The sequence below is a fragment of the Cognatundibacterium curvum genome (genome assembly GCF_014284235.1).
Classification (GTDB): domain Bacteria; phylum Pseudomonadota; class Gammaproteobacteria; order Burkholderiales; family Burkholderiaceae_D; genus Undibacterium; species Undibacterium curvum.
The window spans coordinates 24,962-38,026 of sequence record NZ_JACOGD010000013.1; the positions used below are offsets into that span (position 1 = coordinate 24,962).

The window sequence follows — 13,065 nt, forward strand, 5'->3', positions numbered from 1 at the left end:
AGTAATAGCTCAGGAATATATGCTGACTGACTCAGACGCGTACCGAGCCTGGCAGCTGCGCCATGATCGCTGGACGATGTTGTATTTTTTGCTGAGCCAGTAACAGGTTCATGGCTGGCACATCGAGCGGGCGATGATAGAAATAGCCCTGGAAATAGTCACAGCCTACTTCTTTCAGGAATAATTCCTGACTCTCATTTTCTACGCCTTCGGCAATGGTGGAACAGTTCAGAATTTCAGACAGCGATATGATGGCTTTAATGATCATTTCGCTCTTGCGGTTATAGCCTATCTGCGCCACAAAAGAGCGGTCTATCTTGACGGTATGCGCGGGAAAATGACTGAGCTTGGACAGCGAAGAATAGCCGGTACCAAAATCATCAATCGCAATACCAAAGCCACGATTTTTCAAGGCATTCAGGTGCGTAATGGACTGACTCTCATTGGCAATCAATCCGGTTTCTGTAATCTCAAATTCCAGATAGCTGGTTTTGATCGCATATTTTTCGCAGCAGCTGTCTATCAGCGCGATCAGGTCAGGCCGCGCGATATCGCTGACCGACAAATTCAATGCCACCACCGGACTTTGACCAAATTCGTCGAGCCATCTGCGTATCTGCGCACAAACCTGATCCAGCACAAAATCACTGACATGGCGTATCAGCCCGCTGCGCTCAGCGATCGGCACAAATTCAGCCGGTGCGATACGCCCCATACTCGGCGAATCCCAGCGTATCAATGCCTCCACGCCAGCGATCAGACCATTGTGATCGACTTTGGGCTGATACATCAGTGAAAACTCACCCTGTTTCAAGCCATTCATAATCCCGACTTCAATTTCCACATTACGACGGATATGGAAGGCATCATCTTCATCAAACAAGGTGACACTCTGGTCGCTGGAACGGCGCGCCGTATCGAGCGCCACTTCACTGCGACGTATCAACTCATCCGGATCGGTTTCTTCGGTACGTACCAGCGCTATGCCAGCAGAAAACTGCACCAATAATACTTCGTCGTTGACCTGCAGTTCTTTAGGCATCGCTTCACGTACCTGATTGACGAATTGCACAACATCATTCGCTGTTCGCAACTGATCAATCACGAAGGAAAACACGATGCTGCGCAAACGCGCACAGAAACAACTTTTCGGCAGCACCTGACTCAGTTCATCCGCGAAGCGACGTAACAGCACATCACCGGTATGCGCCCCAAACTGCTGATTCGCATGCCGCACACTATTGAGGCGGAATGACACCAGGGCAGTCACATTATTGCCATCCTGGCTGGCAATCACGCGCTGCAAATACTGACGTAACATCTCGCGGTTAGGCAGATTAGTTAAGGAGTCATGACTGTTCAGATAGTCTTCGCGCTCCATGCTAAGTTGCAAAGCGTGCTGCATCTTATGCAGATTCGATACATCGCGCAAAGCAACGATGTAATGATCGGACGAAGTTTGAGAGATATTATCCAGCGCAACCATACGACCATCACGGGTACGGTAAGCCGAGGTTTTGACACCACCGGTTTCTTCGCCCTGACTCACTTTCAGACGAATACTGCCTTCCATCGCGAGCCAGCCGAATAAGCCCAGTTCCTGATCCGTTGCAGGGTTGCGCCCTAAAAGTAAATTCGCTTGCTGATTTGCCTGCAAAATCTGGCCAAAGGCATCCGTCAGCAAAAGCGCCGTACCTGCATTTTCAAACACTTCGCGATACTGAACATAACTGACTTCCAATGCTCCGCTGGTGTCGTGAATCCGGACCAGCATCTTATCCAGCGCATGCAGCACCCTGAATACCGCAAGCGGAATGCAGATGTTAAAAGACAGGAATAGCAATGTGTGTAAGTACAACTGCGCATCAGGCAGATCACCAAAGAAGCTGCTGTTACGATTGAGTTGTACGTCCATGAACAAAAATGCGAAGGGAATCACATTAAAGGCCATGAAACCCAGTGCCACCCTGGCATTGAAAAACAGACGGGCAAACACCGGCACCGTGTACATGAACAGATACCCTAATCTGGCCAGTTGCTGATCATGGGTCAAAGAGATGATAGCCAGTGCCGTCCCATACATATTCATCAGCAGCAAAGCAGCACTCATCTTCACTGAACGCGAGGATACATAGATCGCTACCGATTTCAGTACATAGAAAAAAATGATCAGCCAGCCTATCTGCGTTCGTCCCAGCGCATAGGCACTGATGGCGCTATGTATCGCAATCCAGGCTTCCAGCAGAAAACTGGAGACCAGGATAATTCTGAGCGTGCTGATTTTCCATGCTGTGTTTTCGGCAGGCGCGAGAGTATTCTCATGTAAAAAGAGCCAGCGAAACATAGTGTGTATTCTGATTGATGAATGGGTTAAGTAGTTAAAGCAAACTTATAAGCGCAAGCTTGTTAAAGTCAGTTGCTTAAACCAGCTGATGTGAGCAAAACATCGAATGCAAGCTTGCTCAGGCACGCAAAGTTTAATTTCCCGACAAGTAATTTTGCATTCTCTCACAACAGCGCCAGCCTCGCCCAGATATTGTTACATTTTTTTCTATATCATTGCAGCATAAAATCCAGCGCACACTGCATTTTACTTGACCCTAGACGACTGGTCTAATATGATGTAGCACTATGACGACATCTGCAACCAAATTAAGCAGCAACGATACCCGTGAACGCATCCTGGCAACGGGTGAGGAACTGATCCTGGGCAAAGGCTTCAGCGCACTGGGCCTGAGCGAGATTCTGTCCGCCTCCGCAGTCCCGAAAGGTTCGTTCTACCACTATTTCGCCTCCAAAGAAGCGTTCGGCGTCGCGCTGATTGAGCGCTATTTCCAAGAATACCACCAACATTTGCGCACGATGTTCGGCGATCAGCATCATACTCCGGCGAATCGCTTGCTACAGTATTTTGAATTCTGGCTAAGCACAACACGCCAGTCGCAATGCCATAAGCTTTGCCTCGCGGTTAAACTGGCCGCGGAAGTCTCAGACTTGTCTCAAACCATGCGACAGGCACTGGCGCAGGGCATGCAAACGGTGATAGACCTGATTGCCGGCGTGCTGGAAGAAGCAATGCAGCAAGGAGAACTCGCTCCCGGGCAGGATGTACAGCATCTTGCCACCACGCTGTACAGTCAGTGGGTGGGCGCATCGCTGTTAACAAAAGTCTATTTGCAAACTGCGCCGCTGGAAGCTGCATGGCTACAAACGCAGCAATTACTGGCTGAGTCCCGGCACAGTGCGCCAAAAGTATAAGCTTAGGTAAGTCCGGGTGTCCTGATGTGCAGCAAACAGGATACCTGGACTGACTTCATCAGGGCCTGGCCCTTTTTTTTGAAGCAAAAACTAGACGACCGGTCTAATTTACCGGTTAATTTTTCAAAAGGAAATCCCATGTTAGATAAATTACTGACACCTGTGACTGCAGGCAAAGCCACACTGAAAAACCGTGTCGTGATGGCACCGCTGACGCGTTCGCGTGCCGGTCAGCCAGGCGACGTACCGCGTGCCCTGAATGTCGAATACTATGCACAGCGCGCCAGTGCTGGCCTGATCGTGACCGAAGCCAGCCAGATTTCGCGTCAAGGCCAGGGTTATGCGTGGACACCGGGCATCTATACCGATGCGCAGCAGGCTGGCTGGGCGGAAGTGGTGCAGGCAGTGCATGCCAAAGCTGGCAAGATCGCGCTGCAGTTATGGCATGTAGGCCGTATCTCACATCATCTGTTGCAGGAAAACGCACAGCCGCCGGTATCCGCTTCTGCATTGCAGGCAGCGAACAGTCAGTGCTTCGTGGTGCAGCCAGACGGCACACCAGCCAATGTACAGACCGATGTACCACGCGCACTGGAACTGGCAGAAATCCCCGGCATCGTAGAACAATATCGCCAGGCGACACTCCGTGCACGCGAAGCAGGCTTTGATCTGGTTGAAGTGCATGCGGCGAATGGCTATCTGTTGCAGCAATTCATGGCAACCAATAGCAATCTGCGTACCGATGCCTATGGTGGCAGCCTGGAAAACCGTGCGCGTCTGACGCTGGAAGCGGTCGATGCGGCCATTGCAGAAATCGGTGCCGACCGGGTGGGCGTGCGGATTTCACCTAATTTTGTCGCACATGGCATCGCCGACACCGAAGCAGAAGTGATGGCCCTGTATCTGGCACGCGAATTCAGCCGTCGCCAAATCGCCTATCTGCATATCGCAGAACCTGACTGGGCTGGCGGTGCAGAGTTGTCCGACACCTTCCGCCATGCACTGCGTGAAGCCTTTAACGGCACCTTGATTTGCTGCGGTGGCTACACAGCTGCTGAAGCTGATGCGCTGATCGCCAGTGGTCTGGCCGATGCGGTTGCTTTTGGTCGTCCTTACATCGCCAATCCGGATCTGGTGGAGCGCTTTGCTGCGGGTGCTGAACTGAATACCCCAGACCGCAGCACTTTCTACGGTGGCGAAGAAAAAGGCTATACCGATTATCCTTTCATGGCCTAAGCGGCCACTGCGGAGGCAATGATTATCCCTGCTGCTCCTGCTGCCTCCCCGCGGCAGGGATGGCAGGCTTACTCATTTCAGCCTTACTCAATTCAGCGCCCCGGCAGTATCAGGCTGACCTGTAGCCCACCACCGGGCCGGTTATTCAGCATGATGCGGCCACCGTGCGCCTCGATGATTTCACGCGCTAATGCCAGCCCCAGTCCGGTGCCGCTGCGTTTAGTCGAGTAAAAAGGCACCAGCGCATTGGTCATCACTGCATCTGACATACCGCTGCCCCTATCGCAGACATCAATACGCCAGCCCTCAAAGATAGGCCTTAACTCCACGCTGATGTCGCCGACAGCACTGCCAGACTCATGCGCATTCCTGAGCAAATTCAACATCAACTGCTCCATCTGCGCCACATCCATCAATCCATAGCCGTCAGTTCCATGCTCAGGTCCGGCGAATGCAAACTGATTGCGCAAACCAGCAAAAAAATGTGACCAGCTCACACTTTCCAACCTGGGGGCAGGCAGCTTGGCGAAACGCGCATAGCCCAAAATAAATTGCTCCAGATGGCGCGCCCTTTCTTCCATCATGGCCAGTATGGCTGGCAAACGTTCAGTCTGACCACGCCGTACTAACTCTTGCCCGGAATGCGCGAGTGAAGCGATAGGCGCCAGTGAATTATTCAGTTCATGACTGATCACTCGTATCAGTTTTTTCCAGGTCTGCACCTCCTGCCGCCGCAACTCCGTCGTCAGATGACGTAACAGGATCAGCTCATGCGACTTGCCGTTCAGACTGAACTGGCGGCGCGCCAGGTGATAGACCTGCTCGCCGTCATCTTCATCGGCTACAGCTTCCGCTGTGCCGGACTCAGCCATATCTGCCGCACTGGAATTCAGCTTCAGTACAGGCACAGTAAACAAACCATCTGCACCTTTATCCATCGCCTCACGCACCGCAGGGGATAAGGTATTCAACAGCGTGGGCAAAGTCAGGCCTTCCAGTCTTTTGCCTTCAGATAAAAGCTGGCGCGCGGCCAGATTCGCAAACACGATATGACCCTGCTCTGCGATCAGCAGCATGGCGACCGGGGTATTCTGCACCATGGTATCGAGCAGCAATTCACGCTGCACCAGATCCAGTCTTTGCTGCCGCAGCGTGTCACCCAGCGCATTATGCGCCGTCACCAATTGCGATAATTCATCCTGATGCGGCCAGTACAGGCTAAAGGTGTAGTCAGCATCGCGATAACTGTGCACAGTCCCGCTGATGGCGCGGAACAGCGCCAGTACCGGAGCCAGCAGCGTATACAGCAGCAGTATGGTGAGCAACAGCATCAGGCCCGCAAACAAGGCCAGCCAGCCCAGCTGTTGCCACTGCTGGGCTGGCCTGATCTGCATGATCCAGGCGCTTCCCGCTATGCCCAGCAGCAGCAGGCTACCGAACGCCGCGAACAGCCGCCAGATCACGGAGACAAAGTGGCGGGTAGGCTGGGTATGCCGTGTGCCCTGGTCTGTCATGTTGAGCCTGTGCCTGAGCGAGGAATACCAAAACGATCCATACGCCGGTACAGAGATTGCCGGCTCAAGCCCAGCGCGGCGGCAGCCTGTGCAATCACACCTTCGGCCTGTACCAGCGCCTGCTCGATGGCGGCTTTATCAGGTTCATTCTCGGTCAGGCTTTTTGTGACTGCTACGCTGAGTCCGAGATCAGCCGCGGTAATCTGCGCAGCACTGCTCAACAGCTGCACCCTTTGCATCAAATTTTTCAATTCACGCACATTACCGGGCCAGTTATGCGCAAGCAAAGCAGCACAGGCAGCTTCACTCAAGTGTTTTTCCTTGCCCAGAAATGCGCGAGCCAACGGCAAAATATCGTCAGGACGGGCCGCTAAGGCAGGCAGATGCAGCTGTATCACATTCAGGCGGTAATACAGGTCCTCGCGGAACTGACCAGACTTGATCATGGCAGGCAAATCCGCATTGGTGGCGCTGATGATACGCACGCTGACCTGACGCTCGCGATTCGCACCGAGGCGCTGAAAGCGTCCGGTCTCTAATACCCGCAACAGCTTCATCTGTCCGGCTAAAGGCAAATTGCCGATTTCATCCAGAAACAGGGTGCCGCCATCTGCAGCTTCAAATTTGCCCTCACGTGCCTTCATCGCTCCCGTGTAGGCACCACTCTCGCTGCCGAACAATTCTGCCTCGATCAGCTCGGCAGGTAAGGCGCCGCAATTGAGTATCACAAACGGCCCGTCACACACGGCCGAGTTACGTTGCACAATCTCAGCAATCCGCTCTTTGCCCGCACCATTCGGCCCTGTAATCAATATCGGTGCGCCGGAACGCGCGACCTGGCAAGCGACTTCCAGTACCTTAGCGGTCGCTCTGTCCTGCCAGATCAAGCCGCATAAATCAAAGTCTGCCTCCAGCGCCTGTTTTTGCTGCAATTCGCGCTGGTTGCGGCGCTGCAGTGTCCGGTTCGCCTGACCCAGTTCGATCAGATTGCGTACCGTGGTAATCAGACGCTGATCATCCCAGGGTTTGGCGATGTAATCTGCCGCACCTGCCTTGATCAGTTCCACCGCCATATCCAGATGGGTCCAGGCGGTAATCAGTATCACCGGCATGTCGGGACTGTGCGCGCGTATGCGTTTGAACAGCGCGCCCCCCTCCTGACCCGAGGTAGTATCAGCACTGAAGTTCATATCCTGTATCACCAGATCGATACTGTGCGTTGACAGGTAATCCAGCCCTTGTTCCGGTGTAGTGGCAATCACGCAATCCAGATCATGCAAGGACAAGGAGACTTCGAGTGCGGTCGCGACCGACAGATTGTCATCAATAATTAATACAGTAGGCATCGTTTCTTCTCTGCAGGCAGCGGCCAGGAACGCATATTATCCTGCCTGGGCACGCTGTCGTCTATTCAGTCATCACTTCATCACTTATACACTGCGGGTGGCGGTGGCAGGCGCTATACCAGCTGCGCGCCAGGCAGGTGCCCATGCGGCAGCGATGCCCAGGATCAGGAACACAGCGACCGACAAGCCCAGATACATGAGCGGCAATTGAGCGATCTCCAGTTGCTTCACCAGGAATTGATTCAGCGCCAGCGCCAGCACACAACCCATGCCTGCTCCAAGCAAGCTGATCAGCGCATTCTCCGTCAGAAAATGCAGCAGTATGTGCAAGCGGGTGGCACCCAGAGCACGTCGCACACCGATCTGCCGTTTGCGCTGATTCACCACCAGACTACACATGCCCACGATGCCACTGGCGGTCACCAGGATCAGCAAACCACAGACAGCCAACAACATCCAGGACAGGCCTTTCGCATGCCGGTAACGTCCTTCCCGCATCGCATCTGCCGTGCGCTGCCGGATATTCAGTGATGTGACACTATCCTTGCGTAAAGCCTGTTCCACCTGCTGCATCACGCGGTCGCGCTGACCCGGTGCAGCACGCAACACATAGCCGGAATACGCGTCATTACTCAGTCTGACAGGAATCAGCGCCGAAATCTCGCCTGTCACGCCCTCCATCGCACTTGAAGTCTGCATCGTCTCAACCACGCCGATGATACGTACCGAATTTGCGCCCGGTCCACGTCCGAAAAAAAACTCCTTGCCCAGATAAGCACTTGCATCCGGAAACAAGAGCTTGCCCATGGCCTGAGTAATGATCACCGCTGGCGGCAAATCACTGGCGGCATTCTGATCCAGCTCCACCACATCCTGCGGCGAAAAATCCCGCCCTTCGGTCAGGCGCAGACCCAATACCTGAATCAGTGAGCCGGGCGACACATACATGGCAGCACTACCCTCAGTCGCCGGACCATCGCGCTGACTCGCGACATTGGTAGTGCTGCCAGATTGCGACATGGGCATGGAATTGGTCCTTGCCACTCCCAGTACACCGGGTACTGCGCGCATCACTTGCTCCTCGCGTTTTTGCATGGCTAACTGCTCCTCATGCCCGGCAGCGCGCTGATTACTGATGTGCAGATAAAACACATCCTGCTCCTGCGCGATACCGCTAGGACGTGCCGCCATGGTCAGGCGTTGATTCACCAGATAAATCGCGTTGGATAAAATCGCCAGACTTAAGGCGATCTGCAATGCGACTAACAACGGACCGGTTTTATTCCTGAACAGCGCCAGCAAAATAGGTTTAATTGGAAAATAAGAATGGATAGAATTCATCGTTAGCCTCACTGTGACTTTAATTGCAGGGCTGGAGAAATCTGGCAGGCGCGCCAGGTCGGCAGCAGACCAGCCAGTAAGGCGGCGGCAATAGACATCAGCAGCGTCAGCAGCAACATACGCCAGTCCATATGGGCGACAGCGCGCAAATACCCGGCCTGTAAAGCGATCAGTTTCAGGAACAGCAGGGATAACAGCATGCCGCTTAGCGCACCGACCAGACCGATCACACCGCTTTCTATCAATACCTGAAAAAAGATATCCCGGCGCGAAGCGCCCAAGGCGCGCCTGACACCTATCTCGGCGGCCCGGCTGGAAAATTTTGCCAGCAACAAACCTATGGTATTCACCAGGCATAACAATAAAAAACCAGCCGCCAGCCAGGCAGATAATTTATCGTCATCACCCACCAGCTTCACCTCCACCAGCCACTCAGGAACATTGAACAGGCTGTTGGCAGCATGACGTGGAAAACGTCCGATTTTTTGTTGTTCACTGACATAGCCATCCAGATAAGCCTGCACTTGCTTGCGCTCAGCCGCATCGCTCACTTCAAACCAAAATGTCAGCCACAGACATTCTGAGCGCAACAATGCCTGCCAGCCCGGATCGCGCTTGCCGGTACAACTCATATTGCCGGCATGCGGCGTTTCGTTACGCATCGCGCTGTAGAAAGGCACGATAAACTGCTCTTCCGCATTGAAGGCGGCCCCACGGCCATTGTAACGATAGAACTTAGGCTCAGAACGCCAGTTATCCATCACGCCACTGACCTGATAACTACGTCCCCACATAGTCACCTGACTTCCTACCGGATTGACCTTGCCAAACATTTTCTCTGCGATGGTACGACTCAGTACGACGACATCACGTCCCTCTTTATCATCCTGCTCCGACCAGCTGCTGCCGAATAAGAAAGGCACATCCAGCATGCCGAAAAAATCCCGGCTGGCTGCCATACCATTGATTTCTAACACGCCCAGATCACGGCGCGGCATTTCTATCACGGCATCAATGCCGTACAGACCAACCCGGCGCTGGCCTATAGGGCTGTGCAGCAGATTGTTCACGTCCTGATACGACATCTGCTTCTCACGCGGTTTATCGCCTGGCGTATAGTCTTCCGCCGGGCCGTTATCCAGTACAGGGATGAACAGGCGCTGACTCTTAGACGGAATAGGATCAGCAGACATCACATGCAGTATGGTCAGGGTAGACATGCTGGCCGCCACACCGACTGACAATATCAGTATCATCAGGCCAGTCAGCCAGGGATGGCGGCGCAGACTGCGAAAGCCCAGCCACAGGTAATAAGAAAACATGCTGCCTCCTGTCTCAGATCTGCGGACTGGCGCTGCTGGCAATGCCAGCCTGCACCAGCGTCGGGGATGAGCGCACCAGATCAGACACTTGTCCATCAATGATGTGGACATTTCTTTGCGCGCGCACCGCCAGTTCGGGATCGTGGGTCACCATCAGTATGGTGGTGCCACGTGCATTAATCTCTTCCAGTAACTCCATCACACTGCGTGCCATCTGGGTATCGAGATTACCGGTAGGTTCATCCGCCATCAGTACTTTAGGCTCACCGGCCAGTGCACGCGCAATCGCCACCCGCTGTTGCTGCCCGCCCGATAATTCAGCGGGAAAATGCTTTGCTCTGGAGGCCAGACCAACCTGCGCCAGCGCCTCCTCGATACGGCGTTTTCGCTCTGAGGCAGGCAGGCCGCGATATCGCAAAGGTACGTCAACATTGTCGAACAAATTCAAATCCGGAATCAGATTAAAGCCCTGAAAAATATAGCCCAGCTTCTCATTCCGCAAACGGGTACGCTCGCGGTCAGACAAGCCTTTCACATTCACGCCATCCAGGAAATAATCGCCTTCCGTGAAATCTTCCAGCAAACCGGCGATATTCAGAAAGGTAGTTTTGCCGGAACCCGATGGTCCGGTCACGGTAACAAATTCGCCTTCGCGCACATGGATTTCAAAGCCGCGTAAAGCGTGGGTTTCGATCAGATGAGTGCGGTACACCTTACTCAATGCGTTCATACGTAACATCTGTGACTCCTAAGGGTGAATGCGGACAGCCTGGGCTTGTTCAAATAACTCAGTTCCGGAAATGATCACCTGATCGCCGGGCTTCAGACCGCTGATGAATTCAACTGCTGCAATGCTGGTCGCACCCATGCGTACCGGGGTACGGGTAGCGATACCGTCTTTGAGTACATACACATAGCGACCGCCTTCGCTTTCAACAAAAGCACCACGCTGTACCAGTAAGACATTCTTTTTTTCTTCTATCAGCAAACGTGCAGACACACGCTGACTTTGGCGCAAACCGGCTGGCACCTCGGCATCAAAACGGACCCGTGCCAACACCTGATTTTTGACCACTTCCGGTGACATGGCGGATAGCTTGCCTTGCGCCTTAATGCCATTGATATCAAGCTCGACCCGCATCCCTATACCTAAATCAGCGACATAGCTTTCCGGAATTTCCAGCTCAACTTCTAACTGCGACAAATCGATCAGCGTCATCAAAGCGGCATTGGCAGTCACCACACTACGATTCGCTACCGCCAGTGTTCCAACCACACCATCAACCGGTGCCCGCAGGCGTAATTCTGCCACCCGCCGCTCCAGATTTTCCTTGTGCAGACGTTGCTGCTGCCATTGTGCGATTCTGGATTTCAGCACCAGATCGACATCCTCACTTTCCAGCAAACTGGCCTGAGACGCATGTCTGGCGCGGATTTCCGCACTGTGCAGGTTATCCTGTACGCGCTGGAATTCATTTTTTTGTACTACCCCGGCCACACCGGCTTTTTCTATGCGCTGAAAAGCACGCTCAGCCGCAACCCGCTCGATTTCCGCTTGGTCAGCATCTCTGACCGCCAGCAATTTCTGTTTGCGCGCCAGGATTTTCTGACGTGCGATTTCTGCCTCCAGCTGATCCAGAATCGCCTGCTCACGCTTGAGTTCAGATTGCAAATCCGGCGATTCCAATTCAGCCAGCACATCACCCTTCCTGACCGCATCACCCGCCTTGACCAGCAATTGCACGGTACCGGCACTGCCCGCAAACAAGCTTGGGCTATTGGCAGCGACCAGCCGGCCATTGACTGCAGCATCGCGTACCAGCGTGCCGGTTTTCACTTCCGCCACGCTGATGCGCGCCATAGAAAAGGAACGCGAACTATCGCTGCGCATACGCAGACTGAAGTAAAGTACAAGCGCCAGCACAGCGATAGCCAGCACAGCAATTTGCCAACGGCGCTGATGCCACCAGCGCGGTGCGGCGATCACCATATCCTGTTGTGAAGTATCCCTGATACCCATTTTTTCTCTATCCCTCTCCATTAAATTTCTAGCTGTTGCTACATTGCGTACAGTTTCGGGACTAAGCCCGGCGGATGTAACGGACTTGCAGCATGACGCCATCCCAGTGCCAGGTGTGCGTCACCAGGCGCACCGCGCTGCTGTCCGCTTGCGTCACATACTGCGTAGTGGTGATGCGCTGACTGCCCTGCGACCACAGATGAACGCCGCTTAACAGGCAGCATGCAGCCAGCACAAACGACATCAGATGTCGCAGGCAAGCTGTTATCCGCAAACTGTTTTCAACATCAACAAAAAGTGCCATCTGTTTCTCCTCGGGTGCTGGTCAACTCTATTGCAGAATGCGTGCCAGGCCAGAGGAAAACGCTAAGCCCTTGTTTTTATTCGGGATTTATTTTTTTCAGGAAACTCAGATAGTGTCCGCACACGAAGCGGACAGTGGTGCGGACAGCTTGCGGACAGGTGGCCGGACGACGTTCAGTTGTCCTGTGAAGGATGGGCTAAGGCCTCGATGATGGGACATTGCGCCTGCTGCGAGGCGGCAGCACAGGCATGAATTAGTTGCGACAGCATGCTTTCCATCTGACGTAAATCCGCCAGTTTGGATCTGACCTGCGTCAGTCTGTCTTGCGCGATATCGCGTATCGCACTTTTGTCATTGCACTCTTCCAGCATCAGTAAATGCCCGATTTCGTCCAGGCTGAAGCCCAGTTCCTGCGCACGTTTGATGAAGCGTATCCGCTCTGCCAATGCAGTTGGATAAGTACGAAAACCGCTGCTTGTCTGTGGTACCGGTAACAGAGCACGGCGCTGGTAGTAGCGTATGGTTTCGACACCGACGCCCGCCGCGCGCGCAAGCTGGCCTATGGTGAGTTGATCCTGATCAGATTTCGCTGACTTAGCTGACATTTTAAATTCTCCTTGACTCCGTTCTCAGGTACAGAGTCTATGATACAGATAGGACTTACGCAAAATTGCGCTGGCTAGACGCGGAGCCGAAGACAGTACAACTGTACGGCGAGGCGAAC

The 13,065-nt window shown here is 53.6% G+C and carries 11 protein-coding genes; 2 read left to right on the plus strand and 9 right to left on the minus strand.

Annotation, left to right across the window (positions count from 1 at the left end):
- Window positions 1-31: 31 nt before the first annotated feature.
- Window positions 32-2,344 carry a putative bifunctional diguanylate cyclase/phosphodiesterase gene (locus H8K43_RS18070; RefSeq protein ID WP_186905150.1) on the minus strand — a complete coding sequence of 771 codons (2,313 nt, stop codon included), beginning with the start codon at window positions 2,342-2,344 and terminating at the stop codon, window positions 32-34.
- Window positions 2,345-2,631: 287 nt separating this feature from the next.
- Here H8K43_RS18070 and H8K43_RS18075 point away from each other — a divergent pair, with 287 nt between their 5' ends.
- Both H8K43_RS18075 and H8K43_RS18080 read left to right on the plus strand, forming a co-directional pair.
- Window positions 2,632-3,258 carry a TetR/AcrR family transcriptional regulator gene (locus H8K43_RS18075; RefSeq protein WP_186905151.1) on the plus strand — a complete coding sequence of 209 codons (627 nt, stop codon included), beginning with the start codon at window positions 2,632-2,634 and terminating at the stop codon, window positions 3,256-3,258.
- A gap of 138 nt (window positions 3,259-3,396) precedes the next feature.
- Entirely contained in the window at window positions 3,397-4,494 is a 1,098-nt protein-coding gene (locus H8K43_RS18080; protein WP_186905152.1) for an alkene reductase, read from the plus strand.
- 92 nt (window positions 4,495-4,586) lie between these two features.
- On the opposite strand, the gene H8K43_RS18085 is transcribed toward H8K43_RS18080, so the two are convergent.
- The 8 genes from H8K43_RS18085 to H8K43_RS18120 form a co-directional block, all read right to left on the minus strand.
- Window positions 4,587-6,008: a sensor histidine kinase gene (locus H8K43_RS18085; protein WP_186905153.1), complete on the minus strand. Its 1,422-nt coding sequence runs from the start codon at window positions 6,006-6,008 to the stop codon at window positions 4,587-4,589.
- Window positions 6,005-7,354, minus strand: coding sequence for a sigma-54-dependent transcriptional regulator (locus H8K43_RS18090; RefSeq protein WP_186905154.1), 1,350 nt, complete (start codon window positions 7,352-7,354; stop codon window positions 6,005-6,007). The genes H8K43_RS18085 and H8K43_RS18090 overlap by 4 nt, the downstream gene beginning before the upstream one ends.
- A gap of 84 nt (window positions 7,355-7,438) precedes the next feature.
- Window positions 7,439-8,695, minus strand: coding sequence for an ABC transporter permease (locus H8K43_RS18095; protein ID WP_186905155.1), 1,257 nt, complete (start codon window positions 8,693-8,695; stop codon window positions 7,439-7,441).
- An 8-nt stretch (window positions 8,696-8,703) separates the two neighbouring features.
- A complete protein-coding gene (locus tag H8K43_RS18100; protein WP_186905156.1) occupies window positions 8,704-10,017 on the minus strand; it encodes an ABC transporter permease in 1,314 nt (437 codons plus the stop codon).
- Window positions 10,018-10,030: 13 nt separating this feature from the next.
- The gene (locus tag H8K43_RS18105; protein WP_186905157.1) at window positions 10,031-10,756 is read right to left on the minus strand and encodes an ABC transporter ATP-binding protein; all 726 of its coding nucleotides are present in this window, start codon (window positions 10,754-10,756) and stop codon (window positions 10,031-10,033) included.
- 9 nt (window positions 10,757-10,765) lie between these two features.
- Window positions 10,766-12,037 carry an efflux RND transporter periplasmic adaptor subunit gene (locus H8K43_RS18110; protein WP_186905158.1) on the minus strand — a complete coding sequence of 424 codons (1,272 nt, stop codon included), beginning with the start codon at window positions 12,035-12,037 and terminating at the stop codon, window positions 10,766-10,768.
- A gap of 61 nt (window positions 12,038-12,098) precedes the next feature.
- Window positions 12,099-12,341 (minus strand): hypothetical protein, encoded by a 243-nt coding sequence (locus H8K43_RS18115; protein ID WP_186905159.1) that lies wholly within the window; start codon window positions 12,339-12,341, stop codon window positions 12,099-12,101.
- 173 nt (window positions 12,342-12,514) lie between these two features.
- Entirely contained in the window at window positions 12,515-12,946 is a 432-nt protein-coding gene (locus H8K43_RS18120) for a MerR family transcriptional regulator (RefSeq protein WP_186905160.1), read from the minus strand.
- Window positions 12,947-13,065: the final 119 nt, after the last annotated feature.

Bases quoted from the DNA above. Each gene is read 5' to 3' on its own strand.
- H8K43_RS18070 (WP_186905150.1), bottom strand. From the start codon at position 2,344: ATGTTTCGCTGGCTCTTTTTACATGAGAATACTCTCGCGCCTGCCGAA.
- H8K43_RS18075 (WP_186905151.1), top strand. From the start codon at position 2,632: ATGACGACATCTGCAACCAAATTAAGCAGCAACGATACCCGTGAACGC.
- H8K43_RS18080 (WP_186905152.1), top strand. From the start codon at position 3,397: ATGTTAGATAAATTACTGACACCTGTGACTGCAGGCAAAGCCACACTG.
- H8K43_RS18085 (WP_186905153.1), bottom strand. From the start codon at position 6,008: ATGACAGACCAGGGCACACGGCATACCCAGCCTACCCGCCACTTTGTC.
- H8K43_RS18090 (WP_186905154.1), bottom strand. From the start codon at position 7,354: ATGCCTACTGTATTAATTATTGATGACAATCTGTCGGTCGCGACCGCA.
- H8K43_RS18095 (WP_186905155.1), bottom strand. From the start codon at position 8,695: ATGAATTCTATCCATTCTTATTTTCCAATTAAACCTATTTTGCTGGCG.
- H8K43_RS18100 (WP_186905156.1), bottom strand. From the start codon at position 10,017: ATGTTTTCTTATTACCTGTGGCTGGGCTTTCGCAGTCTGCGCCGCCAT.
- H8K43_RS18105 (WP_186905157.1), bottom strand. From the start codon at position 10,756: ATGTTACGTATGAACGCATTGAGTAAGGTGTACCGCACTCATCTGATC.
- H8K43_RS18110 (WP_186905158.1), bottom strand. From the start codon at position 12,037: ATGGGTATCAGGGATACTTCACAACAGGATATGGTGATCGCCGCACCG.
- H8K43_RS18115 (WP_186905159.1), bottom strand. From the start codon at position 12,341: ATGGCACTTTTTGTTGATGTTGAAAACAGTTTGCGGATAACAGCTTGC.
- H8K43_RS18120 (WP_186905160.1), bottom strand. From the start codon at position 12,946: ATGTCAGCTAAGTCAGCGAAATCTGATCAGGATCAACTCACCATAGGC.